At 64.7% G+C, this 26,841-nt stretch carries 29 protein-coding genes; 21 read left to right on the top strand and 8 right to left on the bottom strand.

Annotated features, from left to right (window positions below; genetic code table 11):
- Positions 1-26 precede the first annotated feature (26 nt).
- The 6 genes from AAFN55_RS15040 to AAFN55_RS15015 all read left to right on the top strand — a co-directional run bounded on the left by AAFN55_RS15040 (position 27) and on the right by AAFN55_RS15015 (position 5,828).
- Positions 27-1,451, top strand: a complete 1,425-nt coding sequence (locus AAFN55_RS15040; protein WP_347799641.1) for a S8 family serine peptidase — start codon at positions 27-29, stop codon at positions 1,449-1,451.
- Positions 1,452-1,558: 107 nt separating this feature from the next.
- Complete coding sequence (locus AAFN55_RS15035; protein WP_347799640.1) at positions 1,559-2,116, top strand: GNAT family N-acetyltransferase; 558 nt, start codon at positions 1,559-1,561, stop codon at positions 2,114-2,116.
- 127 nt (positions 2,117-2,243) lie between these two features.
- The gene (locus AAFN55_RS15030) at positions 2,244-3,542 is read left to right on the top strand and encodes a DUF445 family protein (RefSeq protein WP_347799639.1); all 1,299 of its coding nucleotides are present in this window, start codon (positions 2,244-2,246) and stop codon (positions 3,540-3,542) included.
- Positions 3,543-3,611: 69 nt separating this feature from the next.
- Positions 3,612-4,049 carry a TIGR01841 family phasin gene (gene phaP, locus AAFN55_RS15025; RefSeq protein ID WP_347799638.1) on the top strand — a complete coding sequence of 146 codons (438 nt, stop codon included), beginning with the start codon at positions 3,612-3,614 and terminating at the stop codon, positions 4,047-4,049.
- Between the two features lie 22 nt (positions 4,050-4,071).
- Positions 4,072-5,364, top strand: a complete 1,293-nt coding sequence (locus AAFN55_RS15020) for an alpha-hydroxy-acid oxidizing protein (RefSeq protein ID WP_347799637.1) — start codon at positions 4,072-4,074, stop codon at positions 5,362-5,364.
- Complete coding sequence (locus AAFN55_RS15015) at positions 5,361-5,828, top strand: MaoC family dehydratase (RefSeq protein ID WP_347799636.1); 468 nt, start codon at positions 5,361-5,363, stop codon at positions 5,826-5,828. Before AAFN55_RS15020 ends, AAFN55_RS15015 begins: the two co-directional genes overlap by 4 nt.
- Here the strand turns inward: AAFN55_RS15015 and AAFN55_RS15010 are convergent.
- From AAFN55_RS15010 to deoC, 5 genes are all read right to left on the bottom strand, one after another.
- Positions 5,825-7,033, bottom strand: coding sequence for a PqqD family peptide modification chaperone (locus tag AAFN55_RS15010; RefSeq protein WP_347799635.1), 1,209 nt, complete (start codon positions 7,031-7,033; stop codon positions 5,825-5,827). The genes AAFN55_RS15015 and AAFN55_RS15010 overlap by 4 nt on opposite strands.
- Positions 7,034-7,106: 73 nt before the next feature.
- Complete coding sequence (locus tag AAFN55_RS15005) at positions 7,107-7,526, bottom strand: hypothetical protein (protein ID WP_347799634.1); 420 nt, start codon at positions 7,524-7,526, stop codon at positions 7,107-7,109.
- 148 nt (positions 7,527-7,674) lie between these two features.
- Entirely contained in the window at positions 7,675-8,325 is a 651-nt protein-coding gene (gene maiA / locus AAFN55_RS15000) for a maleylacetoacetate isomerase (RefSeq protein WP_347799633.1), read from the bottom strand.
- Positions 8,326-8,355: 30 nt separating this feature from the next.
- Positions 8,356-10,734: an aldehyde dehydrogenase family protein gene (locus AAFN55_RS14995; protein WP_347799632.1), complete on the bottom strand. Its 2,379-nt coding sequence runs from the start codon at positions 10,732-10,734 to the stop codon at positions 8,356-8,358.
- A gap of 22 nt (positions 10,735-10,756) precedes the next feature.
- On the bottom strand, positions 10,757-11,689 hold the full coding sequence (gene deoC / locus AAFN55_RS14990; RefSeq protein ID WP_347800273.1) for a deoxyribose-phosphate aldolase: 933 nt from the start codon (positions 11,687-11,689) through the stop codon (positions 10,757-10,759).
- A gap of 360 nt (positions 11,690-12,049) precedes the next feature.
- On the opposite strand from deoC, the gene AAFN55_RS14985 reads away from it, so the two are divergent.
- On the top strand, positions 12,050-13,096 hold the full coding sequence (locus AAFN55_RS14985) for an AbrB family transcriptional regulator (RefSeq protein ID WP_347799631.1): 1,047 nt from the start codon (positions 12,050-12,052) through the stop codon (positions 13,094-13,096).
- On the opposite strand, the gene phnF is transcribed toward AAFN55_RS14985, so the two are convergent.
- Complete coding sequence (phnF, locus tag AAFN55_RS14980) at positions 13,093-13,839, bottom strand: phosphonate metabolism transcriptional regulator PhnF (RefSeq protein ID WP_347799630.1); 747 nt, start codon at positions 13,837-13,839, stop codon at positions 13,093-13,095. The genes AAFN55_RS14985 and phnF overlap by 4 nt on opposite strands.
- A gap of 107 nt (positions 13,840-13,946) precedes the next feature.
- On the opposite strand from phnF, the gene phnG reads away from it, so the two are divergent.
- From phnG to AAFN55_RS14965, 3 genes are read left to right on the top strand one after another with little or no spacing between them, the layout of a single operon-like run.
- Complete coding sequence (gene phnG / locus AAFN55_RS14975) at positions 13,947-14,417, top strand: phosphonate C-P lyase system protein PhnG (protein WP_347799629.1); 471 nt, start codon at positions 13,947-13,949, stop codon at positions 14,415-14,417.
- A complete protein-coding gene (phnH, locus tag AAFN55_RS14970; protein ID WP_347799628.1) occupies positions 14,417-15,031 on the top strand; it encodes a phosphonate C-P lyase system protein PhnH in 615 nt (204 codons plus the stop codon). Before phnG ends, phnH begins: the two co-directional genes overlap by 1 nt.
- 3 nt (positions 15,032-15,034) lie before the next feature.
- Positions 15,035-16,132 carry a carbon-phosphorus lyase complex subunit PhnI gene (locus AAFN55_RS14965; RefSeq protein WP_347799627.1) on the top strand — a complete coding sequence of 366 codons (1,098 nt, stop codon included), beginning with the start codon at positions 15,035-15,037 and terminating at the stop codon, positions 16,130-16,132.
- Positions 16,133-16,134: 2 nt separating this feature from the next.
- On the opposite strand, the gene AAFN55_RS14960 is transcribed toward AAFN55_RS14965, so the two are convergent.
- Entirely contained in the window at positions 16,135-16,317 is a 183-nt protein-coding gene (locus AAFN55_RS14960) for a hypothetical protein (RefSeq protein WP_347799626.1), read from the bottom strand.
- A 74-nt stretch (positions 16,318-16,391) separates the two neighbouring features.
- On the opposite strand from AAFN55_RS14960, the gene AAFN55_RS14955 reads away from it, so the two are divergent.
- From AAFN55_RS14955 to phnN, 11 genes are all read left to right on the top strand, one after another.
- The gene (locus AAFN55_RS14955; protein WP_347799625.1) at positions 16,392-17,267 is read left to right on the top strand and encodes an alpha-D-ribose 1-methylphosphonate 5-phosphate C-P-lyase PhnJ; all 876 of its coding nucleotides are present in this window, start codon (positions 16,392-16,394) and stop codon (positions 17,265-17,267) included.
- Positions 17,264-18,049, top strand: coding sequence for a phosphonate C-P lyase system protein PhnK (gene phnK, locus AAFN55_RS14950; RefSeq protein ID WP_347799624.1), 786 nt, complete (start codon positions 17,264-17,266; stop codon positions 18,047-18,049). Before AAFN55_RS14955 ends, phnK begins: the two co-directional genes overlap by 4 nt.
- 2 nt (positions 18,050-18,051) lie before the next feature.
- Positions 18,052-18,759: a phosphonate C-P lyase system protein PhnL gene (phnL, locus tag AAFN55_RS14945; RefSeq protein ID WP_347799623.1), complete on the top strand. Its 708-nt coding sequence runs from the start codon at positions 18,052-18,054 to the stop codon at positions 18,757-18,759.
- Positions 18,756-19,370: a DapH/DapD/GlmU-related protein gene (locus AAFN55_RS14940; protein WP_347799622.1), complete on the top strand. Its 615-nt coding sequence runs from the start codon at positions 18,756-18,758 to the stop codon at positions 19,368-19,370. The genes phnL and AAFN55_RS14940 overlap by 4 nt, the downstream gene beginning before the upstream one ends.
- A gap of 217 nt (positions 19,371-19,587) precedes the next feature.
- Positions 19,588-20,517 (top strand): phosphonate ABC transporter substrate-binding protein, encoded by a 930-nt coding sequence (gene phnD / locus AAFN55_RS14935; RefSeq protein WP_347799621.1) that lies wholly within the window; start codon positions 19,588-19,590, stop codon positions 20,515-20,517.
- 82 nt (positions 20,518-20,599) lie between these two features.
- The gene (phnC, locus tag AAFN55_RS14930; RefSeq protein WP_347799620.1) at positions 20,600-21,451 is read left to right on the top strand and encodes a phosphonate ABC transporter ATP-binding protein; all 852 of its coding nucleotides are present in this window, start codon (positions 20,600-20,602) and stop codon (positions 21,449-21,451) included.
- Positions 21,452-21,455: 4 nt separating this feature from the next.
- Positions 21,456-22,379 carry a phosphonate ABC transporter, permease protein PhnE gene (phnE, locus tag AAFN55_RS14925; RefSeq protein ID WP_347799619.1) on the top strand — a complete coding sequence of 308 codons (924 nt, stop codon included), beginning with the start codon at positions 21,456-21,458 and terminating at the stop codon, positions 22,377-22,379.
- Positions 22,376-23,233 (top strand): phosphonate ABC transporter, permease protein PhnE, encoded by an 858-nt coding sequence (gene phnE, locus AAFN55_RS14920; RefSeq protein WP_347799618.1) that lies wholly within the window; start codon positions 22,376-22,378, stop codon positions 23,231-23,233. Before phnE (AAFN55_RS14925) ends, phnE (AAFN55_RS14920) begins: the two co-directional genes overlap by 4 nt.
- Before the next feature lie 112 nt (positions 23,234-23,345).
- Positions 23,346-24,050 carry a DUF1045 domain-containing protein gene (locus tag AAFN55_RS14915; protein WP_347799617.1) on the top strand — a complete coding sequence of 235 codons (705 nt, stop codon included), beginning with the start codon at positions 23,346-23,348 and terminating at the stop codon, positions 24,048-24,050.
- A 1-nt stretch (position 24,051) separates the two neighbouring features.
- Complete coding sequence (locus tag AAFN55_RS14910; protein WP_347799616.1) at positions 24,052-25,194, top strand: alpha-D-ribose 1-methylphosphonate 5-triphosphate diphosphatase; 1,143 nt, start codon at positions 24,052-24,054, stop codon at positions 25,192-25,194.
- Positions 25,191-25,778 carry a phosphonate metabolism protein/1,5-bisphosphokinase (PRPP-forming) PhnN gene (gene phnN, locus AAFN55_RS14905; protein WP_347799615.1) on the top strand — a complete coding sequence of 196 codons (588 nt, stop codon included), beginning with the start codon at positions 25,191-25,193 and terminating at the stop codon, positions 25,776-25,778. The genes AAFN55_RS14910 and phnN overlap by 4 nt, the downstream gene beginning before the upstream one ends.
- Here the strand turns inward: phnN and AAFN55_RS14900 are convergent.
- Positions 25,775-26,824: a glycosyltransferase family 1 protein gene (locus AAFN55_RS14900; RefSeq protein ID WP_347799614.1), complete on the bottom strand. Its 1,050-nt coding sequence runs from the start codon at positions 26,822-26,824 to the stop codon at positions 25,775-25,777. The two genes, phnN and AAFN55_RS14900, sit on opposite strands and share 4 nt — an antisense overlap.
- Positions 26,825-26,841 lie beyond the last annotated feature (17 nt).

The following is a 26,841-nucleotide window of genomic DNA, read 5'->3' as shown; positions in this document are numbered from 1 at the left end:
TTTTGCGAGTCGCTTTCGTATGCGTGATGACCGGTGCGATGCTTCTGGCCCCGATCGATGCCGGACGGGACTCGTTCCTCGCGCTGGGTCTGGCGCCAGCCTATGCGGACGACGACGGTGATGATGGCGGCGGTGGCGGCTATGGTGGCGGTGGCGGGGCCGGCAACAGCCCCACCGGCATCCATCGCGGCACTGGTAATCTCGGCAATGTATCTCCTCGCGGCATCTTTCGCGGCATCCGGCGTGCGATCACGGGTCGTTCTGCCCCACGCAGGTCTGCAACCCGCGCAGCGCCTGCCGCGTTCCCGGTTCGCGTCGATCGCGAGATTATCGCAGCCGGCGTGAGTGCGCCGCAGCGGGTCGAACTGGTCGCGATAGGCTATTCGGTCGTCGCGGAAACGGATGTGCCGTTGCTTGGCACCACCGTGATGAAGCTGCTTGTGCCGGAGGGAACGTCCCTCGATGACGCGCGTGAGCAGGTTCGCTCACTGGCTGTCGGTGCCGACGTCGACTTCAACCATTTCTACCGACCGGAGGCGGGCGAGGCGGAAAATTGCAGCGGGCCGCACTGCGCGGCACCTCAACTCGTCGGCTGGCCATTGTCTGCTGGCGAGCGTGCCTGTGGCAAAGGCGTACGCATCGCGCTCGTGGATACCGGCATCAACCCCGATCACGCGGTGTTCGAGGGTCGTAGCATCGACCTCGTCCGCATCGGAGATGACGATCTGGAGGCGTCGGGGCACCAGCATGGAACCGCAGTCGCCGCCCTTCTGGCCGGCTCCGCGGACAGTCGGACGCCCGGCCTCCTGCCGAATGCCGAACTGGTGGCCATCGACGCGTTCCATCGCGCGCGTGGTGATGACGATCGGTCGGATGCCTATACGCTGGTCCGCGCGCTCGACGCGGCACTCGCCCGTGAGGTGTCGGTCGTCAATCTGAGCCTGGCCGGGCCTGCAAACGACCTGCTCAAGCGTGCGGTGACTGTCGCGTCCGACCGTGCCGTAGTCGTTGCAGCCGTCGGCAATGACGGACCGAACGCTAACCCTGCGTTTCCGGCGGCCTATCCCGGCGTTATCGGCGTTACCGCCGTGGATCGCGGCAAGCGGGTTTATCGCCGCGCGGGTCGCGGAGGACAGGTCGACATCGCCGCACCCGGCGTCGATGTCTGGACCGCAGCCTCGGTCAGCGGCGGACGGCCAAAGACCGGCACATCGTTTGCCGCTCCGTTCGTGACGGCGGCGGTCGCGCTTCTCAAGGGGTCCGAACCCACGCTGACGACCGCCCAGGTCAAGGCGCGCCTGTCGGAGAGCGCGCAGGATCTGGGCGACGAAGGCCGCGATCCGGTATTCGGCTGGGGGCTGCTCGACGCCAGCGACTTCTGTGCGGGCGATGACGCTCCCTCCGCCAAAGCGCCGATCGCTCCGTCCGTGACGGAGACAGTCCAGCCCTGAGCGCATGGCCATCATTCCCAATTCGTTCTTGAATTTTATGCTGCATTGCACAATATACGTGCGTGTCGAGTTGCGCTGACTCGGGGAGGAACCCAGAGGATAGCGACATGCACCATCCACATTTTAGCGCTGCCGAGCCTCTGACGGGCATTGTCCGGCTGCTCAGGCATTCCGAACTGCACGAATTCAAGGCGCATCTTCTGCGTCTCGATTCGGAGAGCAGGCGCGATCGATTCAACGGTCCCGGCAACGACGCATTCGTGGCGGCCTACGCGGATCGCTGCTTCCACGATGGCACGATCGTCATCGGCTATGTGGAAAGTGGCCGGGTGTTTGGGGCGGCCGAACTGCATGAACGCCCGGAAGAGTCCGAGCCAACCGGCGAGATCGCCTTCAGCGTGGAGCGGCATCTGCAGCATCGCGGCCTTGGCGGCCATCTCTTCGAGCGCCTGATCGAGAGCGCGCGCGCTTTCGGCTATGAGCGGCTTCGCGTCACCACCCACCCTCAGAACGAAACGATGAAGCGGCTTGCACGTCGCTTCAATGCGTCGCTCAAGTTCGAGCATGGCGAAACGGTCGGCGTCATCGCGCTTGAGCCTGCGCCGCCCCTGCCTGCGCGGCCGGGTGCGGGTGCACCGAGGGCTGCGGTTCAAAGCGTGCCGTGAGCGCGCCCGAAGCACCGGAATCGCTGCGGTTTTCGAACGAAGCGTGACGTTGCCCCGCTGAACACCCACATTGCGTATCGAGGCGGCGCCTGATCGCGGCCTTGATTTGAGCAGTGAAGGGCAGCACATGGTTGGCGCAGCATCGGAAACCGGCACCTGGCAACGGGCGCTGGAACGGGACGAAACCGAAAAGATCGCGGCGCTTCGCCGGACCAAGCTGATCGCGACGGGTTCGCTCGCTCTGTGCTTCTGCATATTCATGGCGGCGCGGGCCGGTGAAGCCAGATGGCCGATGCTTGCCTATGTGGCTGCATTTGCGGAGGCGGCGACCATCGGCGGGCTCGCGGATTGGTACGCCGTCGTGGCGCTGTTTCGCCGGCCGCTCGGCCTTCCGATCCCGCACACGGCGATCATTCCCGCCAACAAGGACCGCATCGCGGACAACCTCGGGCGCTTCATCGAGGTGAATTTCCTGGCGCCGGGCCCTGTTCGCGAAAAATTCAAAGAGGTCGATTTCGCGAGGCTCGTCGCGGATTGGCTGTCGGATCGAAGCCGATCGGCGGGCCTGTCGCGCTTCGTCGGCAGCCTGGCGCCCAAGGCACTTGCCGGACTGGAGGCGTCCGGCCTGCGCGACTTCGTGTCGAAACGCGTGTCGGAGCAGATCGAAAAGGTGCAGGTCGCGCCGTTCGCAGCCGACATGCTGAGCGCGTTCACGGCGGATCGACGGCACCAGCAGCTTTTCGACGAGTTGCTGCGCGTCTTTGGCGGGCTCCTGCGTGACGAGGATGCGCTGGCCGCGATCCGTGACAAGATCAGGGACGAACTGCCGAGCCTCGCACGCATCTTCAAGGCAGATGCGTATCTCTTGCGCAAGATCGTGGCGTCGACTGGCTCGCTGATCGAGGATGTCGAGGGCGACCCCGACCACGCCATGCGGCGCGAGTTCGATCGCTTCGTCGAAACCTTCATCGCCGAACTGCGAACCTCCCCGGACTACGCCAAGCGCGCCGAGCGCCTGAAGCGCGACCTGTTGAAGCGGCCCGAACTGCGCGGCCTTGCGGGCGATTTCCTGACCAGTTTGCGCACCTTCATCGAAACGGACCTCCAGTCCGAACGCTCGCTCGTGCGAAAGCAACTGGCCGAGATGTTCGTTGAAGTGGGACGCCAGCTTGCCTCCGACGACAAGATCCGTGCCGACATGAACCAAGGGTTCGTCGTCGCGCTCGCCTCCTTCGTCGAAAGCCAGAAGAGCGGCGTTTCGCAGTTCATCGCGGACCAGGTCCGCAAGTGGGACATCGTCCAACTGACGCGGCTGGTCGAGCTCAATATCGGGCGCGACCTTCAGTACATCCGTTTCAACGGCATGCTGATCGGCGGACTTGCGGGTCTTGCGCTGCATGTCGGCGAACGGATGATCGCGAATTGATGCGCGGATAGGGCTGGCCTACACTCCCGCCTGCCGGCACCGATTGGGGCCGGAAACAGGGAGGACGCCATGGCCAAGAATCCTGAAACCAACTCGATCGTCGACATGTTCGTGCGCATCGGTCGCGATATGAAGATGCCGGACGTCGATATCGAGCGCATCATCGAGCATCACCGACGCAATCTCGAAGCCTTCGAGAAAAGCGCCAAAGCCGCATCGGCGGGCGCGACGACCCTCATGACACGCCAGCGCGAGATGCTGGAGGAGACGATCCGCGATTTCGTCGACACCGCGCAGACGATGGGAACGCCGAGCGATCCGAAAGCTTTCGTGGAGAAGCAGACCGACCTTGCACGCAAGGGGTTCGAGGCGGCTGTGAAGAACACCGGCGAAGTGGCTGAGCTCGTTCGGCAATCCAGCACGGATGCGATCGAAATCCTGCGCGCGCGCATCCGCGAAAGCATGGCGGAAATTCGCGAGGGCTACGATCGCCGCGACAAATCCTGAATCAAGTCTGGGGGAACATGAGATGAGCGATGCCGGTCGGCAGGCCGCGTCGCAGCCGGGGCGGTTGCGGCAGATGGAAGTCTATGTGACCGGGGCAGGCGGCGCACGGCCGCTCGTTCCCGTTTCGCCCCCGGCCTTGGAGGAAAAAGCCGCGCGTACGATGAGCCGAGAGGCCTGCGCCTACATCATCGGCGGGGCCGGTTCGGAAGCGACGATGGCGGCCAACCGTGCCGCGTTCGACCGCTGGCGCTTTGTTCCGCGTGTCCTGCGCGACGTGGCCCGGCGCGATCTCTCGGTGTCGCTTCTCGGGCGGACGCACAAGGCGCCGCTCCTGCTTGCGCCGATCGGCGTGCTGGAAATGGCCCACCGGGATGCCGACCTTGCCGTTGCGCGGGCAGCGGCGGCCGAGGGTATCGGCTATGTATTCTCCAACCAGGCCTCGGTTGCGATGGAACGCTGCGCGTCCGCGATGGGCGACGCGCCGCGCTGGTTCCAGCTCTACTGGTCGAGTGACGACGATTTCGTCCGCTCGCTCCTGTCGCGCGCCGAGGCCTGTGGTGCGGAGGCTATCGTCGTCACGCTCGATACGACGCTTCTGGGCTGGCGGCCGCGCGATCTCGATCTCGGCTGGCTGCCTTTCCTGCGGGGCATGGGGCTGGCGCAGTATCTCAGCGATCCCGTCTTTCTTTCGCGCATTCCGGCATCGCCGCCGGAGACGGGCGTCAAGCCAAAAGGGAGCGGGCTTCTCAAGACCGCGCTGACGCTGCGCGCGAAGGGCAGGGAGCACGGGCTCGGTTTCGGCCAGATGCGCGCCGCCGCCGCGCATTTCACCGCCACCTATTCGCGGCCCGACCTCAACTGGTCGGATATTGCCCGGCTTCGCGAAATGACGAAGCTGCCGATCCTGCTCAAGGGCTTGCGGCATCCCGACGATGCGGCGCTCGCGCGCGAGCACGGCGTGGATGGCATCATCGTCTCCAATCACGGCGGACGGCAGGTCGATGGCGAAGCCGCGACGCTGGATATGCTGCCGCATGTCGTGAAGGCGGCCGGCGACATCCCGGTGCTGATGGATTCCGGCATTCGTTCCGGCGCGGACGTGGCAAAGGCGCTCGCGCTTGGCGCGAAGGCCGTCCTGCTTGGCCGCCCCTATGTCTACGGTCTTGCCATCGGGGGTGAGGCAGGCGTGCGCGAGGTCATCCGCAACGTCATCGCCGAACTCGACTTGACGCTTGCGCTGTGCGGCTACGCCAGCGTATCCGAACTCGGCCGCGCATCGATCGTCGATGCGTGCGAGGAGATGGCAACGGCGTGACGGACGAAACTTTGACGATAGCGGACCTGGCGGGCAAGACTGGTCAGGAACTGGGCGTGTCCAATTGGGTCGAGATCGACCAGGCGATGATCGACAGCTTTGCAGCGACCACGCGCGACGAGCAGTGGATTCATGTCGACGTCGAGCGGGCGCGGCGCGAAAGCACCTACGGTGCGCCGGTGGCGCACGGGTTCCTGACGCTGTCGCTGATTTCCGGCATGTCATACGAGATCGGCATTCGCCCCAAAGACGTGTCCGCGTCGATAAATTACGGGCTGGACAAGCTGCGCTTCCTGTCGCCCGTCAAGGCCGGTGCGCGCGTGCGGCTGCGCTCAACGCTCATGTCCTTCGATGAAAAGTCGCCAGGCCAGTTTCTGATGAAATGTTCCTGCGTCGTCGAGATCGATGGCGAGGAGCGTCCCGCGCTGGTCGCGGAAACGCTGGTGTTGCTGATTGCAGCCTAACAGGCGGGCTGCTTCAGGTCCTCCACGAGCAGGCCCAGTTCCAGCATGCGGCTCAACGTGGCGTCGATGTCGGCGGCGATGATCGTCGCATCGACATCGGGAAACGCTTCCGCGAACAGGTCGACGATCGTCGGCACCGCGACCGGCTGCTCCAGAACCCGCCAGATCGCCAACCCCATCTGATTGAGATTGTGCGTTTCGTTCGTTTCGCGCCGGATGAGGAAGCCGTCAGTGCCGGCCGTGCGCAGGATGGTCTGCGGCGCGTGGCGGTAGATGGGTCCGATGCCGTTGCACGTGATGACCAGTTCGTCGCCCGCAGGCATGGCGTCGACAGGCTTGGCCGTTGAGCCATCTTCCAGATCCCAGTTGGCGAAGGCTCCTTCGAGGCATCGCACCGCGCCCTCGAGATCGTAATAGTGCAGCCGCAGGCATTTCAGGCCGCCGACAAGGTGGAGATAGGAATCGAGGACGGATTCCGCCGGCAAAGCCCTGCGGGTTTCCTGCGAAACGAGCGCCCAGAGGGCCTGTTCAGGCGTGGCCGCTTCCATGCGTGCATCGCACGGCGTCTCGGATCGAGACAGCAACACGACTGCACCAGCGGGCAGGCCTTCGCCAAATGTCGCGCGAGACGCTGGCCCCGGATCGACATAGCCGAAGTAGCCGTCCGTCAGGTGCAGATGATCCTGCACGAAGGATGAAAATTCCGGCGTGGCGTTGGCCGGAAGCGGCAGGCGCGGGCGCGGCAGGCAGCCCGTCGAGATGCCCATTCCGGTCGAAAGTTCGATGGGCAGAAGATCGTCGGAAAACACCTTATGCCCGCCGGCAGCAAGCCGTGTCATCAATGTGCTCTTGCCCGCCCGCGTGGATGCCGGGAACAGCACCAGCCGGCCATCGAACGCCACGGCGCCTGCGTGCAAAGCCCCCAGCCGGTCGGATTGCGTGACGTAGGCCTCGACGATCTCGACGATCGCCGAGCATACGGCGCTCACATGGCTCGGTTCGCGGGTTTCCCACGCGCAATCGGTCCTGCGGACGATCGTGTCCGAGCCGTCGCGAAAGATCCGCATGAAGGCCGGCTCGCTGTCGTTTGAAGCCTGCTTCGACATTGGCCAGCCGGTCAGGACTGCGCTCACACCGTCGGCCACGACGCTCGAGTCCGGGCAGAATTCGATCCGGGCGGGGAGCCCCTGGAGTTGAAGCAGCATCGGCGTTGCCTCCTCTGATACGCGAAACCCATCGGGGCGGCGGATAGTGCCGCCCCGATGGGGTTCGATTTGCCTAGCGGAAGATGCGACCGAAAGCGTTGTTGAGGGCGTTGACCGGGCCGCGACCGCTCGATCCGCGACCGCCGAAGTTCCGGCCACCCGAACCACGCCCGCCGAAGCTGCGACCTCCCGAGCCACGACCGCCGAAGCCGCCTCCGCCCGAACCGCGACCACCGCCGCCCGATCCACCGCGACCACCGCCGCCGGAGCCGCCACGGCCACCGCCGCCGCTTCCACCGCCGCCACCGGCAGACCCGCCGCCCGAACCGCCGGACGCGTGCGCCTTGTCCATTGAGAGCAGCGTGGGAGTGATGTAGGCGGCAGTTGCCGCGAGACCGAGCATGCCGAGCAGGCGGCGACGGTCCTTCGAGACGTCACCGTCGGCAGTGGTGGCATCCACGGACGCGTTCATGTCTTTGATCGTGTTTGTCATTTGACTTCTCCGTTTCCACTGACGCCGCCGGCTTCCCGGCGAGCGGTCTGCCGGTTCGAGACAATCGCCTCGTCGTCATGCGGCATTGGGTGGAGAACGGAGGCCGTGAAGGATTATTCCGCGGCCGCGCGATTTTCTTGTGCCGGGTCTACTCGGCGTCGGGCTGGCGTGCGGGCGCGGCATCGGCAAAGGCGGGAAGCGCCATGCATGCGTCGCGGATGCGGCCGATCGTGGGATAGGGCGTCATATCGACGTTGAACCGCGAATTGTTGGCCACCTGCGCCACGAGGCAGATATCCGCCATGCCCGGCCCGTCGCCATGGCAGAACGTGCCCGTGTCCGGGCTTTGCGCGAGCATCGCCTCGAGCGGCTGGAACGTCTCGTTGACCCAGTGGCGGAACCACTCGGCGATGCCGGCATCGTCGGCGCCGTAGCGGCTTCGCAAGGCGTTGAGGATGCGCAGATTGTTCACCGGATGAACCTCGCAGGCGATCATCTGCGAGAGCATGCGAACGCGCGCGCGCCCCGCCGGATCGGCTGGAAGGAGCGGCGGCTCGGGCTGCGTCTCGTCGAGAAATTCGATGATCGCCATCGACTGCGCGATCACCGTGCCGTCATGCCAGACCAGCGTCGGCACGAGACCCTGCGGATTGATGGCCAGATATTCGGGCGACCGGTTGCCGCCATGGCGCAGATGATGCGCCACGTAGCGGTAGTCGAGACCCTTCAGATTGAGCGCGATCCGGACGCGGTAGGAGGTCGAAGACCGGAAATAGTTGTGAAGGACGATCTCGCTCATTCGTATGCCCCGACCCTGTCCGCCCGCGTCTCAGTCGCCGTACGGGACCCAGACGTTCTTCACCTCGACGGCGCGCCGCAGGAACGTCGAGACCGAGCCTTCCTGTGCCGTCCAGTCGATTGCCTTTCCGCCGGACGTCCAGACGCGCTTCAAATTGCCCACCGATTCCAATTCGGCTGTCCGGCAGGTATCTTCGTCCGCAACGACCCAGAGCCCGTCCACATCGTCATGCATGGCCAGAACCTTGCAGAGCTCGGCACTGCGTCCCGTGACGATGTTGATCGCGCCGGCGGGGACGTCGGAGGTCTCCAGCACCTGATACAGATCGGTCGCCAGCAACGGCCAGCGCGCCGAGGGCACCAGCACCACATTGTTTCCCATGGCGAGGGCAGGGGCCAGGAGCGAGATCATGCCCAGAAGTGGCGCTTCGTCCGGCGCGACGATGCCGACGACGCCGACCGGCTCATGCAGCGCCAGCGTGACAGTGCGCGACGGCGGCGTGTGGACGCTGCCCTCGAACTTGTCCGCCATGCCGGCGGCCTCGAAGAGCCGTTCGATCGAGGCATCCACTTCCGCTCGCGCGGCCTTTGCCGATGCGCCGGTGGTCTGGGTGAGCCTCGCGGCGAATTCATCCGCCCGCGCCGACAGGTTTTCGGCGAGGAAATAGAGCACCTGCGCGCGGTTGTAGGCGGTGGCGCCTGACCAACCCTTGGCGCCGCGGGCAGCCGACACGGCCTCGCGGATATCTTTGCGGTTGCCGAGCCCGACTTCGCCGAGGGGCCGCCCCTTTCGATCATGGACGGCCATCGAATAGGCCCCGTCAGGGCGCACCTGCTTGCCGCCGATGAAGAGCTTCGGCGTGCGGTCGATGAAATCGCCGGCGCCGTCGCCGCGCTCGCCGGAGCCGCCGGGTGCTTCAAGCGCCGTGATGAGCGCGGATTTCGACTTCGGCTGTGCGAGATATTCGATCAGGCCCTCGCGCCCGCCTTCGCGGCCGAACCCGCTTTCGCGGTAGCCTCCGAAGCCGCAGGCAGCGTCGAACATGTTGGTGCCGTTGACCCAGACGACGCCTGCCTTGAGTTGTGGAGCGGCATGCAGAGCGAGGTTGACGTTCTCGCTCCACACGGAGGCCGCCAGACCGTAGCGGGTGTTGTTGGCGAGTTCGATCGCTTCCTCGGTGTTCCTGAACGTCATCGTCGCGAGGACCGGTCCGAAGACCTCTTCCTGCGCGAGGATGTTCGACGGCGCGACGTTGGTCGCCAGGACGGGCAGATGATACCAGCCGGTCGCCGGCACCTCGCCCTGCGGCAGCCAGCATTCGGCGCCCTGGCGCGCGCCCTCGGCGACGAGACCCTTCACGCGATCGAGTTGGGTGCGATCGACGAGCGGACCGATATCCGTGTTCTTGTCGAGCGGATCGCCGAGCCGAAGCTTGCCCATGCGGGCCTTGACCTTGGCGATGAAAGCTTCAGCCACGCCTTCCTGCACGAGCAGGCGCGAGCCGGCGCAGCACACCTGGCCCTGATTGAACCAGATGCCGTCGACCAATCCTTCGACCGCCGAATCGAGGTCCGCATCCTCGAAAACTATGAAGGCGGATTTGCCGCCGAGTTCCAGCGACAGCTTCTTGCCGGAGCCGGCCGTCGCGCGGCGTATGATCTTCCCGACTTCCGACGAGCCGGTGAAAGCGATCTTGTCGATGCCGTCATGGTTGACGATGGCCGCACCTGCTTCTGGCCCGCCATGGACGATGTTGACGACGCCCTTCGGCACGCCCGCACGCTCGCAAATCTCGGCGAACAGGATCGCCGTCAGCGGCGTGTACTCGGCCGGCTTGAGCACCACCGTGCAGCCGGTCGCAAGTGCCGGCGCGATCTTCCAGGCCAGCATCAGGAGCGGGAAGTTCCACGGGATGATCTGGCCCGCGACGCCGACGCCTGACGCGCCCGGAAATTCCTTCGCAAGGTTCTGGGCCCAGCCGGCATGATAGATGAAGTGGCGGATCGCCAGCGGCACGTCGATGTCGCGGCTCTCACGGATCGGCTTGCCGTTGTCGATCGATTCCAGAACCGCGAAAAGCCGCGCATGGCGCTGCATGGCGCGCCCGATCGCATAGAGAATGCGCGCGCGCTCATAGCCGGAAGCCGCCTGCGATTTCGGCAACGCCTTGCGTGCCGCCGCGACGGCTGCGTCGATGTCGCTTTCGCCGGCATCGGAAATCTTGGCCAGGAGCTTGCCGCTGGACGGGTCGCTGACATCGAAAGTCTTGCCCGACTTCGCAGCCTTCCACTCGCCGCCGATGAACAGCGAGGCGCCGAAATCGCGCGCCTTCAGCCAGGCATCCGCTTCGCCGCGCGCTTCGGGCGCAAGTCCGTATTCCATCGCGTGGTATCGTTCTAGAATGTTCACTTTAAAAACTCCTCCGCCTGTCTCAGGCCATCGCGTGGCGATGGGCCGCCGAATAGCGGCCGGTCACATGGTGTTCGAGCTGGCGCTCGATGTCGGTCAGAAGGCTCGACGCGCCGAAGCGGAAGAGGTCGGGCTCGAGCCAGCGGCGGCCGAGTTCCTCGTTCATCAGAACGAGCCAGTCGAGCGACGATTTCGCCGTCGAGATGCCGCCGGCCGGCTTGAAGCCGATCTTGAAGCCCGTGCGCTCCTCATAGGCGCGGATCGCGCGGGTCATGATCAAGCCAACGGGCAGGGTCGCGTTGACGCTTTCCTTGCCGGTCGAGGTCTTGATGAAGTCGGCACCCGCCATCATGGAAACCATCGATGCCAGCATGACGTTGCGCAGCGTCGCAAGGTCGCCCGTGCCGAGGATCACCTTGAGATGCGCGTCGCCGCACGCCTCGCGGAATTGCGCGACCTCGTCGTAGAGTTCGTTCCACTTCGCGCCGAGCACCAGCCCGCGCGGGATGACCACGTCGATCTCGTCGGCCCCGGCGGCGACGGATGCTTTGATCTCGGCGATGCGGGTTTCAAGCGGCGACAGTCCGTGCGGGAAGGCGGTCGAGACGGCTGCGACGTGAATGCCGGTGCCTTCAAGGGCGGCCACAGCCGTTGCCACGAAGGGATGATAGACGCAGATCGCCGCCGGGCGGATCACGGTTTTGCCCAGACCGAGCCCGTCGACCAGCTCGCGGCTCAGCGGGTTGCGCGCCTTTGCGCAGAGGCGGCGCACGCGTTCGTCGGTGTCGTTGCTGTTGAGCGTCGTCAGATCCATGAGGCTGATCGAGCGCAGGAGCCAGGCCGCCTGGTTCTCGCCCTTGATCGACCGCCGCTTCGTCAGCGTCTGGACGCGGCGTTCGAGCGCGCTGCGGTTGACATGGCGCATCTCCTCGACCCATGCCAGATCAAGCGGCATTCCCGGATTGCGGGGCAGTTCGGCCGTATCGGCGGTGTCTTGCGCCTGTGCCGCGGCTGCTGTCGGCAGCGCGTGAAGGCTCGCGCCGCCCGTCGGTCTCGAAATCTGACTCATCTGCGCACTCGTGTTCGTTCTCCACCCACTCGGCTTTATCCATATCGCACGAGACGCCAAGAAGCGAGATGCCGGGTCATTCGCGGTATCGGGCAGGCGCATGCCGATGCCGCCTAAAAAGTATCTCTGCGACCTTGCGATACGAAGCGAGCGATGCGAAACCGGGTGCACCCCCATCTTGCACCGCGCCATGTTTCAGCGCCCGGCGGTTGCATCCCGGAACACGCTCCAAAAGGCATTCGAAGTATGGTCCGTCAGATCGCAAGTGGCTGCGCCGCCCTGCTTTTGGGTGCCGTCGGCGGTGCGATCTTCTGGTGGCTCAACCTGCCGCTGCCGTGGATGATGGGATCGATGGTGGCCGCCGCGATCGCGGCGATCGGCGGTGTTCCGGTCCCGCCGCTCAATCCGCTTCGTCCGACGATGCTGGCGGTGGTGGGCACGATGCTCGGCGCATCCTTTTCCGCCGGCTTCTTCCTATCGCTGCCGACATTCGCGATTCCGCTGATCGGGCTGACGGTGTCGTCCTTCGCGGCCGCCGCGATCGCGCTCTGGGTGCTTCGACGCTTTGCCGGGCTGTCCTCCGAGACGGCCTATTTCTGCGCCATGCCCGGCGGCGTCATCGAGATGGTCACGCTGGCGCATGAGCGAGGCGGGGACGACCGCATCGTCGCGCTCGTCCATGCGTCGCGCATCTTCCTCGTCGTCTTGTGTCTGCCGTTCCTGTTCGAGTGGCTGACGGGCATGCCGGCCGCGCGTGGATCGGGATCAGGCGTCACGCTCGCGGATATTTCGGCGACGGACGCAAGCTGGTTCGTCGGCGTCGTGGCGGCGGGCTTCGCGCTCGGCATGGTCGTCCACCTGCCTGCACGGTTCATGCTCGCGCCGATGATCGTCAGCATGATCGTCCACGTCGCGGGCTGGACCGATTTCAAGCTGCCCTTCGAACTGATCGCCCTTGCGCAGGTGGTGATCGGCGTTGGGATCGGCGCCCGTTTTGCTAATGTGGATCGCCGCCTGATCATGCGGACGATGGGCCTGTCGATCCTCGTCAGCGTCATCCTGGTGGCGGTGTCGATCGTCGGCGCGATGGTCGTGGGCCAGATCACTGGTATGGGTCTGCCGTCGCTCATGCTTTCCTACGCGCCGGGCGGCCTTGCGGAAATGAGCCTGATCGCGCTTGCGATGCAGCTCGACGTCGCCTTCGTCGTTGCGAACCATCTGTTCCGCGTGATCCTGATCATCGCCTGCGCGGGCCTCTTCTTCGACGTGATGAAGCGGCGCGGCTGGATTTAACCCACGCTCAGCGGCGTCTCGACGAACAGGCTGACCTTGTCGGCCGCAAACCGCGTTCGCGAGAACTGGATGGGTCTGCCGTCGGGATCGACGTTGATTGCCTCCAGCAGCAGAACGATCGCGCCGGGGCCGAGCCGCAGGGCGTTCAGGTCTTCGTCCAGCGCGTGCATGGCGACGATCGTGGTCGACCGGCGTGTGTAGTCGCTGATACCGAGCCCGGCGAGCGACGCCGTGATCGAGCCGGTCTCTTCGAGACGCTCCGCCAGCCCGGCGAACCGCAACGCCTCGAACCAGTGGCTCGCGACGGAGATCATCGCGCCATCGGCGAGGCTGACCGTGTCGATGCGGATCACATCCGTGCCCGGATCGAGGTTCAGCGCTGCCGCGACATTCGCATCGGCCGGCTGCGTCTCGTACCGCACGAGTTGCGAGCGCAGATCGGACGCCTGGCCGTCAAGCCCGGTGGAGAATCGCGTCCGCGCCGTGATCGGGTAGCTCAGGCGCTGCTGCGGGATGACGAAGGTTCCGCGACCTTGCTCGGATCGAAGAAAACCCTCGCGCACGAGCTGCGCGATCGCGCTTCTCACCGTGTGACGGTTGACGCCGAATCGGCTTGCGAGCTCCATTTCGGTCGGAAGGCGGTTCGCCACGAGTTCCCCGCCGCCGGCGAGAAGGCGGATCTGGTCGGAAATCTGGCGCCAGAGCGCGACACCATCCCGTCGTCTCACTGATTTATCGTTCATCGTCATCGCGTTTGTCATGCAGCCGTCATTGAAGGGTTTTATCACACGTCGAAATGATTTATTTGTCTAGATCATTCGACAAATTCGCATCGACGGGTGACACGGGTATGACACGAGACACAAGCAGCGATCCGGGAGAGCATGAGGGGCGCCGTGCGCTCATGTCCGTGCTCGCTTCGACGCCGATGCCGGCTCTTCGACAGGTCTGGGATCGCGCGGGTATTGCAGTCGAGCATGTCGATATCCGACGGCCGGAGACGGGACTCGTCACCGTGCGCGGACGGATCGGTGGCGGCGGGTCGGCCTTCAATGTGGGCGAAGCGACGGTCACGCGCGCCAGTGTCCGCCTCGCAACGGGTGAAACGGGACATTCCTATGCGCTTGGCCGGGACATCGAGAAGGCGCGCCTCTGCGCCGTGCTCGATGCGCTTTGGCAGAGGGCGGAGACGCGCGAGACCGTGCGGAGTGCTGTCTTCGTGCCTCTGACCGAGAGTGCCGAGCGAGACGACGCCAGGCGCCGGGCGGAGACCGCCGCGACCAAGGTGGACTTCTTCACGATGGTACGGGGAGAGGACTGATGACCGTAGCGACCAGCGAACTCGAAGGTGGCTTCTCGAACCCGGTGTTCGAAGCGCAGACCGTTTTCAAGGCTCTGATGGACGCGATGGCGCGGCCGGGAAGCGTCCAGAGCTTTGCCGCGCCGGCTCGACCGCCCGCGCCGTTGACAGCGACTGCGGCGGCGATCGCGCTCACGATCACCGATCACGACACGCCTGTGTGGCTCGATCCTGAGCTCGCCAAAGGCGATGCCGTGCGCACGTGGCTCGGGTTTCAGACCGGTGCACCGTTCGTGGCGGAGCCAGAACTGGCAGCATTCGCCCTGATTTCCGATCCGGTACGGATGCCGGCACTCGGCGTCTTTGCGCAAGGGACGGCCGAGTATCCGGACAGGTCTGCGACGCTGATCCTTCAGGTCGATGCGCTCGATGGCGGTGATCGGCTCACGCTCGAAGGGCCGGGCATCGAACACAAGGCGGCGATCGCGCCGTCGCCAATGCCGGCCGATTTTCTCGCACAGTGGCGCGAGAACGGTGCTGCCTATCCGCTTGGCGTCGATCTGGTTTTGGCTGCTCCCGACGAGATCGTCTGCCTGCCGCGCACGACGCGGATTTCCGCGAACAGCGAGGTCTGAGCCATGTATGTCGCAGTCAAGGGCGGCGAGACCGCCATTCGCAACGCTCATACGCTCCTCGCCGATCGTCGGCGCGGCGACCGCTCGGTTCCGGCTCTGCACGTCGCGCAGATCGTCGAACAGCTTGGGCTCGGCGTCGACCGGGTGATGAGCGAAGGGTCGCTCTACGACCGGGATCTGGCCGGTCTTGCCGTGATCCAGTCGCGGGGCGACCTGATCGAGGCGATCTTTCTCGTGCGCGCCTACCGCACCACTCTGCCTCGCTTCGGCTATACGCTTCCGGTCGACACGGCGGCAATGCAGGTCGAACGCCGTGTTTCGGCGACCTACAAGGATCTGCCGGGCGGACAGCTTCTCGGTCCGACATTCGACTATACGCATCGCCTGCTGGAGCCCGGTCTGGCCGATGGCAGCGAACCGCAAGCGCCGGTGGAGCGCGAGGCGGACGACGCGGCGATGCCGCGCGTCACCGATCTCTTGGCAGCGGACGGAATGATCGAGCCTGATGGCGGCGATCGCGACGCAAACGCGACGCCGACCGATATCACGCGCGAGCCGATCGCGTTTCCGCTCGATCGCGACGGGAGGCTGCAAGCGCTGTCGCGTGGCGATGAAGGGTTTTTGCTCGCGCTCGCCTATTCGACGCAACGTGGATACGGCCGCAGCCATCCCTTCGTCGGCGAAATCAGGATCGGCGAAGTCGAGGTCGAACTCGATGTTCCCGAACTGCCGTTTCCGGTCCCGCTGGGCCGCGTCCGCGTGACGGAATGCCAGATGGTCAACCAGTTCAAGGGCTCGGCAACGGCCCCGCCGCAGTTCACGCGCGGCTACGGTCTCGTCTTCGGGCAGTCGGAGCGCAAGGCTATGGCGATGTCGCTCTGCGACCGGGCATTGCGCGCCGGAGAGCTTGGCGAGGACCTCGTCGCGCCGGCGCAGGACGAGGAATTCGTGATCTCGCATTCCGACAATGTGCAGGCCACCGGCTTCGTCGAGCATCTGAAGCTGCCGCATTACGTCGACTTCCAGGCCGAGCTCGATCTGGTTCGCCGCATGCGCGCCGAGCATGAGGCGAGCGGCGAGGGCGCGGAGGCTGCGGAATGATGTCAGTCGCCGCCACCTCCACCGCCGTCCCCGCCGCCGCTGTCGTCCCCATTGCCGTGGGAGTTGATATGAGCGCCGTGGAAGGTTTGGCCGTCTCTTTCAGCGCGTTTCGACTGAGCGCGAACGTACAATGCCAATGCCAGAAATCCGGCAACGAGCAGAAAACTGAACCAGAAATAGGACATGGACCCTCATTGTTCTCCGAAAACGTCTTCACGCGCGATGTTACGCCATGATTGCTGGCGAAAGGAATACACACATGGCTAGCGTTGCCACCTACAACTTCGCTTATCTTGACGAGCAGACGAAGCGGATGATCCGCCGTGCGATCCTCAAGGCGATCGCGATCCCCGGCTATCAGGTGCCTTTCGCATCCCGCGAGATGCCCATGCCCTATGGCTGGGGCACCGGCGGCGTGCAGGTGACCGCGTCAATCATCGGGCCGGACGACGTGCTCAAGGTGATCGACCAGGGCGCCGACGACACGACGAATGCGGTGTCGATCCGCGCCTTCTTCCAGAAGGTCGCGAATGTCGCGGTCACGACGCACACGGCAGATGCGACGATCATCCAGACACGGCACCGCATCCCGGAAAAGGCGCTGACGGCCGGTCAGGTCCTCGTCTATCAGGTGCCGATCCCCGAGCCTCTGCGGTTCCTCGAGCCGCGCGAGACCGAGACGCGCACGATGCACGCGTTGGAGGAATACGGCCTCATGCATGTGAAGCTTTACGAGGACATCGCGCGCCATGGGCGCATCGCGACGACCTATGCCTATCCGGTGAAGGTCGAGGGGCGCTATGTGATGGATCCGTCTCCGACGCCGAAATTCGACAATCCGAAGATGCACATGTCTCCGGCGCTCCAGCTTTTTGGGGCAGGGCGCGAACGGCGCATTTATGCCGTGCCGCCGTTTACACAAGTCGTCAGTCTCGATTTCGAGGATCATCCCTTCGAGGTGCAGACGTTCGACAAACCCTGCGCGCTGTGCGGGGCGGAACAGGTCTATCTCGACGAAGTCGTGCTGGATGACCGGGGCGGGCGCATGTTCGTCTGCTCTGACACCGACCATTGCGAGGAACGGCAGGCGGCGGGGCATGTCGGCGAACTGGGCGTGCGGGAGGCAGCAGAATGACGATCGACAATGACGAGCCGCTGCTGCGGGTTTCCGCTGTCTCCAAAACCTACGGATCGCGCATCGGCTGCGACAACGTCTCCTTCGAGCTCTGGCCGGGCGAGGTTCTGGCGATCGTCGGCGAAAGCGGTTCCGGCAAGACCACGCTCCTGAACTGCATATCCACGCGTCTCGAGCCGACATCGGGCACCGTCAGCTACCGCATGCGCGATGAGACCTGGCGCAACCTTTACGCGATGAGCGAGGCGGAGCGCCGCTTCCTGATGCGCACCGACTGGGGGTTCGTGCATCAGAACCCGGCCGACGGATTGCGCATGGCGGTATCGGCAGGCGCGAATGTCGGCGAGCGCCTGATGGCGGTGGGCGACCGCCATTACGGCAACATCCGCGCATCGGCGATCGACTGGCTCGGCCGCGTCGAGATCGCAGCAGACCGCGTCGATGACGAACCGCGCGCGTTTTCGGGCGGCATGCGCCAGCGGCTCCAGATCGCGCGCAACCTCGTCACGTCGCCGCGCCTGATGTTCATGGACGAGCCTACGGGCGGCCTCGACGTGTCCGTCCAGGCGCGCCTGCTCGACCTCCTGCGCGGCCTCGTCGCCGATATGGGGCTGGCCGCGATCGTCGTCACGCATGATCTCGCGGTCGCGCGTCTCCTGTCGCACCGCATGATCGTCATGAAGGACGGGCGCGTCGTGGAGCACGGTCTCACCGATCGCGTGCTCGACGATCCGCGCGCGCCCTACACGCAGCTTCTCGTCTCCTCGATCCTGCAGGTGTGACTATGGCTCCTTCACTCATCGCCTCGAATGTCTCGAAGAGCTTCACCATGCATCTGCGCGACGGGGTGCAGCTCGCCGTGGTCGAGGATGTGTCATTCGTCCTGAATGCCGGCGAATGTGCCGTGCTTGGCGGTCCGTCGGGTGCCGGCAAGAGTTCGATCCTCAAGATGCTGTACGGCAATTACGGTGTCGATGCCGGAAGCATCCGGCTGACGCATCGGGGCGGCGACGTCGATCTCGCCACCGCCGATCCCCGCACCGTCATCGCGATCCGGCGCGATACGATCGGCTATGTCAGCCAGTTCCTGCGCACCCTTCCGCGCGTTGCCGCGATCGATATCGTGGCCGAGCCGCTGACCGCGCGGGGCGCCTCAGTAAGCGCAGCGCGCGAGCGGGCAGCCGACCTTCTCGCGCGGCTCAATCTGCCCGAACGGCTCTGGCAGCTTCCGCCGGCAACGTTCTCCGGCGGCGAGCAGCAGCGCGTCAACATTGCGCGCGGGTTTATCACGGACCATCCAATCCTGCTTCTGGACGAGCCGACAGCGTCCCTCGATGCCGTGAACCGGCAGGTCGTGATCGACCTGATCGCGGCGAAGAAGGAGACCGGGACGGCGCTTCTGGGCATCTTCCATGATGCCGACGTGCGCGAGGCGGTTGCCGACCGGATCATCGACGTCACCGCTTTTGCACCACGCCGGGAGGCTGCATGACCAAGCTCTCCGAGACACCGCTCGTTCACCCGAGCGCCGAGGTGACCGGCACGACGCTCGGCCGCTATACCGAAATCGCGGAACGCTGCCGGATCCACGATACTGTCGTCGGCGACTATTCCTACCTGATGCAGGATTGCAGCGCCTGGGTCGCGACGATCGGCAAGTTCTCCAACATAGCCGCATCCGTGCGCCTCAACGCGACGAACCATCCGGTCGAGCGCGCGACATTGCATCATTTCACCTACCGCTCGGGCGATTATTGGGAGGATGCCGCGCCTGACGACGCATTCTTCGATCGTCGCCGTGCCAAGGCGGTGACGATCGGGCATGACACCTGGCTTGGTCATGGATCGACGGTTCTGCCCGGCGTGACCGTGGGCGACGGTGCGGTGGTCGGGGCAGGGGCCGTCGTGTCGAAGGATGTCGCGCCCTATACGATCGTCGCAGGCATGCCCGCAAAGCCGATCCGCGAGCGGTTCGATCGCGCGACCGCGGAGCGGTTCCGAGCGCTTGCCTGGTGGGATTGGGATCATGCGAAGCTTCGGACGACGCTGGACGATTTTCGTGACCTCTCAGCAGACGCATTCCTCGAGAAGCACAATGGTTGAGCCGTTCCTGTTCCTGGACGTTTGATCGTGTCGCCGCCTCTCGATGCGGCGTTTGCCGTTCTGGTGGGCACGTGTCGCATTCGACCCTGTTGAACGTCACAAAAGCGTAGCGAAAGCGTAATCGAGCTGTCGTCAAAGGCCGATACGGGTTCCACACCGCAGGCTCGGGTGTCCGGGCCGGCTGGTCAGTTTCACTCCTGAAACCCTGGAGCCTCGCATGTTTGCCTCTCTCATCCGCACAACCGCAGCCGCCGCTATCGCGGCATCCGCTCTCACCTCGTCCGCCATGGCGCAGGACTGGAAGTCCGAATTGCCGGCTTTCCGCGTTGGCATTCTCGGCGGCGAAAACGAAGCCGACCGCCTGCGCAAGAACGAATGCATCGTCGAACAGCTCGGCGCCAAGCTGGGTGTGCCGATCGAACTCTATCCGGCATCCGACTATGCCGGCGTCATGCAGGGCCTGCTTGCTGGCCAGCTCGATGCTGCCCAACTCGGAGCATCGGGTTACGCAGGCATCTATCTGCAGGATCCGGAAGCCGTCGAGCCGATCTTCGTCGCGCTCGAGAATGACGGTTCCGACGGCTATTACGCGATGATGTACACGAAGGCCGACAGCGGCATCGAGGATCTCGAAGGCATGCGCGGCAAGTCGCTCGCCTTCGCCGACCCGAATTCGACCTCCGGCTATCTCGTTCCCAAGGCGGAACTCGAGATGCAGGAAATCAACCCCGCCGAGTATTTCTCGTCGACCGGTTTCGGTGGCGGTCATGAGCAGGCGGTCGTCGCCGTGCTCAACGGCCAGTATGATGCGGGCGTGACCTGGACGTCGGGCGTGGGCGAAGAGGCCGAGGGCTTTTCGCGCGGTGCGCTGCGGTCGATGGTCGACAAGGACCTTCTCGACATGAAGGATCTGCGCATCATCTGGAAGTCGAACCTGATCCCGAACGGACCGTGGGTGCTGCGCAAGAACGCCCCGCAGGAAGCCAAGGACATCGCCATCAACTGGATGGAGACCCTGAACGAGACCGACTACGACTGCTACGTCAACGTCTCGCAGGGCGAAGGCAAAGGCTTCAAGCGCGTGGACCACGCGTTCTTCACCAACATCGTCGAAATGCGCAAGCTCGAGCTGGAAGGCTCGCGCTGACACGCAACCGTATTGCCAGGGCAGGGCCGCTTCATGCGGTCCTGCCTTTGCATGTTCACCTTCCCGACGACGAGGCGACATCATGCTGAAGACCGAACACCTGACCAAGAGTTTCAAAGGGCGCAATGCGGTGTCCGACATCTCGCTCGCGATCCCGCAAGGACAGATGGTCGGCGTCATCGGGCGCTCGGGTGCCGGGAAATCGACGCTCCTGCGCATGATGAACCGCCTCGCCGAGCCGACACAGGGCGGCATCAGCTTCGACGGCCGCGACGTGACCGCGCTCAAGGGGCGCGAGTTGCTGGCGTGGCGTGCGACCTGCGCGATGGTGTTCCAACAGTTCAATCTCGTCGGCCGTCTCGACGTCATCACCAACGTGCTCACCGGCCGGCTCTACCATCACGGTTTCGTCTCTTCGATGCTGCAGCGCTTCACCGCGCGCGAGCGCGCCTATGCGATCCGCGCGCTTGATCGGCTCGGCATGGCGCATACGGCGCTCCAGCAGGCAGACACGCTCTCGGGCGGCCAGATGCAGCGCGTGGCGATCGCCCGTGCGCTCGTGCAGGAGCCCAAGATCGTGCTTGCCGATGAGCCGATCGCCTCGTTGGACCCACTGAATGCGAAAGTGGTGATGGATGCGCTACGCACCATCAATCGCGAGGACGGCATGACCGTCGTCTGCAATCTGCATACGCTTGATACTGCGCGCTCCTATTGCGACAGGATCATCGGGCTCAAGGACGGCAAGCTCTTCTTCGACGGCGCGCCCGAGCAACTCACGCAGGACGTGGCGCGCGAAATCTATGGCGCGGAGGCCGACGACGCCTTTGCCGAAGGTATGACCTCCACGTCTCTCGGCGGTGCGCCTGCCAAGGAGCGTCTGAGCGAACGCGATCTGACACAGCGCGCCGAACTCGGACTCGCGGCAGGCTGAGACGATGGCGAATGCAGTCGAATACACACCGTCCGGGGATGCGGCGGTCAGCCAGTTCGAGCGTCACCGCTCCGACCTGATCCGCAGCCGCCGCGCGATGAATATGCTGTTTGTCGGCGGTTTCCTGCTGGTGCTCTTTGCGTCGATCCAGGTATCGCAGTTCCATCCGGACCGCCTCGCGTCCGGATTGCCGCGCATCTTCGAATATTTCGGCACGATCATGCCGAACCTGGAACTCGACAAGCTGTTTCTGGGCAGGGGCGAGAACGGGCGAGCGGTGCCGGGCTCGATCACCTTTTGGTACTCGGATTTCTGGGTTTATATCCGCCTGATCTTCGAAACCATCCTGATGGCGCTGACGGCGACCATTCTCGGTGCCGCCGTTGCCTTCCTGCTGTGCTTTCCGGCCTCGCGGAACCTTGCGCCGAACAGCGTGATCTATGCGTTGTCGCGTCGTTTCATGGAGTTCTGCCGCGGCGTTCCCGAAATCCTCTACGCATTGGTGCTGGTGTTCGCGGTCGGCATCGGTCCGCTGGCCGGTGTTCTCGCGATCGCGATCCACACCGCGGGCGCGCTCGGCAAGCTCTTTTCCGAGGTCAACGAGAACGCGTCCATGCGACCTGTGGAAGGCATTCGCGGCGTCGGCGGGAGCTGGTTCGAGGAAATCCGCTACGGTATCGTCCCGCAAATCCTGCCGAATTTCACCTCCTATACGCTCCTGCGTTTCGAGATCAACGTGCGGGCTTCCTCGATTGTCGGCTTCGTTGGCGCGGGCGGCATCGGGCAGGAGCTGAACCGGGTCATCAGCCTCTATTCCGATGACCGCGTCGTCGCGGTGCTGCTGCTGGTCGTCCTCACCGTCACCCTCATCGACCTCCTCTCCGAGCGGCTGCGGATGCACTTTATCGGCAAGGAGAATTTCCGATGACCGCCATGACGATCTCCTCCATGGCCACCCACGAGATCGAGGCCGTCCAACGCGCGCATCCCGGCGTGTTCGGCGGCAACCGGTCGCGCGCGATCGCGACGGCGGTCTGGCTTGCCATCATTGCCTACACAATCGGGTCGCTCTGGTACTTCGAGATATGGAAGCTCGCCTACGCCTCCGACCGCACCTGGCGCCTCATCTCCAACTTCTTCGTCTGGAAGGACATGGAGACCTGGCAATATGCGAACATCTACAAGGGGATCGCGCAGACACTTGCGATGGCGTTCCTCGGTACGCTGCTCGGATCCTGCGCCGCGCTGGTGATCGGCTTCTTCGCAGCGCGCAACACGATGCCATCGAGGATCGTTCGCCAGCTTACCCGCCGAATGCTCGACGTGTTTCGCGGCGTCGACCAACTCGTCTGGGGTCTCGTCTTCGTCCGCGCGGTGGGTCTTGGGCCGCTCGCCGGCGTGATGGCGATCTTCATTTCGGATATGGGCACGCTGTCCAAGCTCTACGCCGAGGCGATCGAGAACATCGATCGCAAGCAGGTCGAGGGCGTGCGCGCAACCGGTGCGGGCCCGATCCAGATCGTGCGCTTCGGCTACATCCCGCAGGTCCTGCCGGTCTTCATCTCGCAGTCACTCTATTTCTTCGAATCGAGCACCCGCAGTGCGACGATCCTGGGACTTGTCGGCGCCGGCGGCATCGGCATGATCATCATCGAGCGATTCCGGGCCAACATGTTCGATCAGGTTGCGTTCGTGGTGCTCAACGTACTGGTCTGCATCTTCGTGATCGACTGGCTCTCGCGGCTGATACGCGAACGGTTCATAGGCGAACTCTCGCGGTGATCCACAAGTGCAGTCGTGTATCTTGATTGCCGGTGCGCAAAGCGGGCCGGCAGTTCGTGAAACTGTCACGAAAATCACCTAATTCCCGGTCACAAGCGGGATCAGGAACGACATGCGATACGCCATCTATTTCACGCCGCCGAACGACGACGCACTGACCGAATTTGCTTCGGCGTGGCTGGGACGCGATGCGTTTGCCGGCTCGGCGGTCGCGCAGCCTCGATCCACCCGGCTGACGCCCCAGGAACTCGCGTTCCACACCGCGCCCGCGCGGCGTTACGGCTTTCACGCGACGATCAAGGCACCGTTCCGTCTCGCCGATCACGCTACCCCGGATGAGCTCGGCGCCGGGCTCGAGGCTTTCGGCGCGCATCGCATGCCGTTCACGGTCAAGCTCGCGCTGCGCCAGATGGGCGGGTTCTTCGCTCTCGTCCCGGACGTCCGCAGCCCTGCGCTCGACCAGTTGGCTGGCGATGTGATCACTGCTTTCGCATCGTTCGGCGCGCCGCTCAGCGACGCGGAGATCGAACGAAGAAACCCGGAGAGCCTTTCGCCGTCGGAGCTGCGCAATCTCCATCAGTGGGGGTATCCCTATGTCTTCGACGAGTTCCGTTTCCATATGACTCTGACGGGGCGCGTCGCAGCCGATGATGCGCTGCGTGTCCGCGCGGCGATCGAGGAGCATTTCGGCGACCTGTTGCATCGCGATGTCGAGATCGGATCGCTGGCACTGTTTACCGAGGACAGTCCGGGCGAACCGTTCCACGTGTTATCCTGTTATCCCTTCCAATCCATGCCTGAACGAAAGACTGCCTGACATGCCGTCCGAAACCATTTTCAGAAACGCCCGCATCGTCCTGCCCGAGGAGGTCGTCACCGGCTCGGTCAGGATCGTCGACGGCGTCATTGCGGATATCGATACGGGCGCGGTTTCGGTCGGTGACGATTTCGAGGGCGACTACCTGATCCCCGGCCTTGTCGAGCTGCACACCGACCATCTGGAGGGGCACTACGCTCCGCGCCCCGGCGTGCGCTGGAATGCGGTTGCGGCCGTGCAGGCGCATGACGGACAGATCGCGACGTCCGGCATCACCACCGTGTTCGACTGCCTGCGCATGGGCGCGGACGAGGATGGCGGCTTCCAGCCCGGTGAAATGCGTGCGCTTGCCGATGCGATCGAGATGGCGGGTAAGGAAGGACGGCTTCGCGCCGAGCACTTCATCCATCTGCGTTGCGAGGTTTCCGCGCCTGACGTGCTGACGTCCTTCAACGGGTTTCTGGACGACCGTCGCGTCCGGCTCGCATCGCTGATGGACCACGCGCCGGGGCAGCGCCAGTTCCAGACGATGGGTCAGTACACGCTCTACTACAAGACGAAGCGCGGCATGTCGGACGAGGCGTTCGAGCGCTATGTCACCTTGCGCAAGGAGCAGTCGCAGCGCTTTTCCGGCCCGCACCGCGAGGTGATCTCGCAGCATTGCAGGGCCAACGGCGTCACGCTCGCCAGCCATGACGACGCAACGCTCGACCATGTCGGCGAGGCGATCGACCAGGGCGTGAGACTGGCGGAGTTCCCGACCTCGATCGAGGCGGCGCGCGCGTCGCACGAAGCCGGCATGAGTGTGCTGATGGGCGCGCCGAACGTCGTGCGCGGCGGATCGCATTCGGGCAACATCGCCGCGCGGGACCTTGCCGAAGCCGGCATCCTTGACGTTTTGTCATCCGACTACATTCCGTCGAGCCTGTTGCAGGCGGCATTCAAGCTCGGCGAGGAGGTGGAAACGATCGGCCTGCCGAAGGCGATCGCGCTCGTCACGTCCACGCCGGCCCGCACGGTCGGCCTCGACGACCGCGGCCGGATCGCGGAGGGCGCAAAGGCGGATATCGTGCGCGTGCGCAATCGCGGCGGCGAAATCCCCGTCGTACGCTCGGTCTGGCGCTCGGGCGAGCGCGTGGCATGACGCCCAGCGCCGCTCTTGCCGAGACGCGGTTCCCGATCGAAGGCGGCTGCTTCATCGCCGTCGTCGGCCCGAGCGGGGCGGGCAAGGATTCCGTGATGAACGCGGCGCGGCGCGCGCTTGGCGATGTGGCGAATGTCCATTTCGTCCGACGCTGCATCACGAGGCCCACCGACGGCGTGCATGAAGATCACGAGCCGTTTGCAACGGGCGATTTCGACCTTGCTGTCGACACCGGCGCGTTTGCGTTGTGGTGGAAGGCACACGGCCAGGCCTACGGCATTCCCGCAGCCGTGGATGAGCGAATTCGCGACGGTGGCATCGTCATAGCCAACCTGTCGCGGACGGTGCTGCCCGAGCTTGCCACGCGCTACGCACGCAATCGGATCGTGATGATCACCGCTTCGCCGGAAGCGATCGCGGCGCGCGTCGCGGGGCGCGGCCGGGAGGATGGCGACGCCGTCCAGCAACGGCTGGCGCGGGTGGTGGATGTCGCGTGTTCGCTGGATATGGACGTGATCGACAACAGCGGCAGCCTCGATGCGGCCGCGCAGGCGTTCGTCGACGTGGTCAGGGCAGAGCTCTAACCGGCGATCCTGTCCAGAGCACGCCCCATGATCGAGGCGGTGTCTGCCCAGGTCGGGAGTTGGTTGCCTGCCTTGGTGGACGCCTCTGCCATCGTCTCGCGCAGCACGGTGTTGGTGAGCACCTGACGGAGAGCGTCTGCAAAGGCTTCCGGATCGTCCGGCGGCACCAGCAGACCAGCACCCTCCGGCACGGTGTCGGGAACCGCGCCGACCGCGCAGGTGACGATCGGAAGGCCATTGGCCGCCGCCTCGCTGAACACCATGCCGTAGCCTTCGTAGCGAGTTGCCAGCGCAAAGACTGATGCAGTCCCATAGAGCGCGTGAAGCTCAGCTTCCGGGATCAGACCGGCGAACCGCACGCGATCGCCAAGGCCAAGCGCGTCGCGCTGTTCCAAAAGCGCCGCTTTCACGCTGGAGTCGTGGGTGCCGCCGACGATGCTGCACGTCCAGTTCAGGTCGCGAAGCCGCGACAGCGCGTCCAGCAGTACGTCGTGACCTTTGCGGGCGGCGAGGATGCCGACCGAGAGGATCAGCGGCGGATCGGCCTTTACCTGTGACGGCCCCGCGCGCGCAAAGCCGGGCGGCGCAATCGAAATTTTCTCGGCGGGCACATCGTACTGTGAGGTGAGGATTTCGAGCGTGTGCCGACTCGGGACCACGACGTGCCTGGCGAGCGCGAGATTGTCGCGTTCGATCCGGGCCAGTTCCCGCGCGCGCGCCGCATCGAGGCCTGTTTCGAGGGCGAGGGGGTGATGGATCATGGCGCAGAGCGGCGCCTTGACCTGCGCCAGTCCCGCCGTGTCGATGGAGCCATAGACGAGGCCGTCGAGGATCAGCGGCATGCCGGCTGGCAGTTCGCGCATTTGCGCGATCGCCTGCGCGGTTTCGCTCTGCGAGGCGTTCGGGAAGCTGGCAGGCAGTTCGATGTGGCGCACTTCACGTCCCGCCTCACGCAATGCCAGAAGCAGTTGCCGCTCGTAGATGTAGCCGCCGGTCTTGGTCTCGATGTCGCCGGGGATCGCAAAGGCGGCTGGTCGCATGCTCATTCCGTCTGCTCCAATGG

The organism is Mesorhizobium sp. CAU 1732 (genome assembly GCF_039888675.1).
Lineage (GTDB): Bacteria > Pseudomonadota > Alphaproteobacteria > Rhizobiales > Rhizobiaceae > Aerobium.
This window is presented reverse-complemented; position numbering and strand designations above follow the sequence as displayed.

What these genes read in the sequence shown, in the direction of transcription:
- AAFN55_RS15040 (WP_347799641.1), top strand. Translation starts at nt 27, where the DNA reads ATGACCGGTGCGATGCTTCTGGCCCCGATCGATGCCGGACGGGACTCG.
- AAFN55_RS15035 (WP_347799640.1), top strand. Translation starts at nt 1,559, where the DNA reads ATGCACCATCCACATTTTAGCGCTGCCGAGCCTCTGACGGGCATTGTC.
- AAFN55_RS15030 (WP_347799639.1), top strand. Translation starts at nt 2,244, where the DNA reads ATGGTTGGCGCAGCATCGGAAACCGGCACCTGGCAACGGGCGCTGGAA.
- phaP (WP_347799638.1), top strand. Translation starts at nt 3,612, where the DNA reads ATGGCCAAGAATCCTGAAACCAACTCGATCGTCGACATGTTCGTGCGC.
- AAFN55_RS15020 (WP_347799637.1), top strand. Translation starts at nt 4,072, where the DNA reads ATGAGCGATGCCGGTCGGCAGGCCGCGTCGCAGCCGGGGCGGTTGCGG.
- AAFN55_RS15010 (WP_347799635.1), bottom strand. Translation starts at nt 7,033, where the DNA reads ATGCTGCTTCAACTCCAGGGGCTCCCCGCCCGGATCGAATTCTGCCCG.
- AAFN55_RS15005 (WP_347799634.1), bottom strand. Translation starts at nt 7,526, where the DNA reads ATGACAAACACGATCAAAGACATGAACGCGTCCGTGGATGCCACCACT.
- maiA (WP_347799633.1), bottom strand. Translation starts at nt 8,325, where the DNA reads ATGAGCGAGATCGTCCTTCACAACTATTTCCGGTCTTCGACCTCCTAC.
- deoC (WP_347800273.1), bottom strand. Translation starts at nt 11,689, where the DNA reads ATGCCGCTTGATCTGGCATGGGTCGAGGAGATGCGCCATGTCAACCGC.
- AAFN55_RS14985 (WP_347799631.1), top strand. Translation starts at nt 12,050, where the DNA reads ATGGTCCGTCAGATCGCAAGTGGCTGCGCCGCCCTGCTTTTGGGTGCC.
- phnF (WP_347799630.1), bottom strand. Translation starts at nt 13,839, where the DNA reads ATGAACGATAAATCAGTGAGACGACGGGATGGTGTCGCGCTCTGGCGC.
- phnG (WP_347799629.1), top strand. Translation starts at nt 13,947, where the DNA reads ATGACACGAGACACAAGCAGCGATCCGGGAGAGCATGAGGGGCGCCGT.
- phnH (WP_347799628.1), top strand. Translation starts at nt 14,417, where the DNA reads ATGACCGTAGCGACCAGCGAACTCGAAGGTGGCTTCTCGAACCCGGTG.
- AAFN55_RS14965 (WP_347799627.1), top strand. Translation starts at nt 15,035, where the DNA reads ATGTATGTCGCAGTCAAGGGCGGCGAGACCGCCATTCGCAACGCTCAT.
- AAFN55_RS14960 (WP_347799626.1), bottom strand. Translation starts at nt 16,317, where the DNA reads ATGTCCTATTTCTGGTTCAGTTTTCTGCTCGTTGCCGGATTTCTGGCA.
- AAFN55_RS14955 (WP_347799625.1), top strand. Translation starts at nt 16,392, where the DNA reads ATGGCTAGCGTTGCCACCTACAACTTCGCTTATCTTGACGAGCAGACG.
- phnK (WP_347799624.1), top strand. Translation starts at nt 17,264, where the DNA reads ATGACGATCGACAATGACGAGCCGCTGCTGCGGGTTTCCGCTGTCTCC.
- phnL (WP_347799623.1), top strand. Translation starts at nt 18,052, where the DNA reads ATGGCTCCTTCACTCATCGCCTCGAATGTCTCGAAGAGCTTCACCATG.
- AAFN55_RS14940 (WP_347799622.1), top strand. Translation starts at nt 18,756, where the DNA reads ATGACCAAGCTCTCCGAGACACCGCTCGTTCACCCGAGCGCCGAGGTG.
- phnD (WP_347799621.1), top strand. Translation starts at nt 19,588, where the DNA reads ATGTTTGCCTCTCTCATCCGCACAACCGCAGCCGCCGCTATCGCGGCA.
- phnC (WP_347799620.1), top strand. Translation starts at nt 20,600, where the DNA reads ATGCTGAAGACCGAACACCTGACCAAGAGTTTCAAAGGGCGCAATGCG.
- phnE (WP_347799619.1), top strand. Translation starts at nt 21,456, where the DNA reads ATGGCGAATGCAGTCGAATACACACCGTCCGGGGATGCGGCGGTCAGC.
- phnE (WP_347799618.1), top strand. Translation starts at nt 22,376, where the DNA reads ATGACCGCCATGACGATCTCCTCCATGGCCACCCACGAGATCGAGGCC.
- AAFN55_RS14915 (WP_347799617.1), top strand. Translation starts at nt 23,346, where the DNA reads ATGCGATACGCCATCTATTTCACGCCGCCGAACGACGACGCACTGACC.
- AAFN55_RS14910 (WP_347799616.1), top strand. Translation starts at nt 24,052, where the DNA reads ATGCCGTCCGAAACCATTTTCAGAAACGCCCGCATCGTCCTGCCCGAG.
- phnN (WP_347799615.1), top strand. Translation starts at nt 25,191, where the DNA reads ATGACGCCCAGCGCCGCTCTTGCCGAGACGCGGTTCCCGATCGAAGGC.
- AAFN55_RS14900 (WP_347799614.1), bottom strand. Translation starts at nt 26,824, where the DNA reads ATGAGCATGCGACCAGCCGCCTTTGCGATCCCCGGCGACATCGAGACC.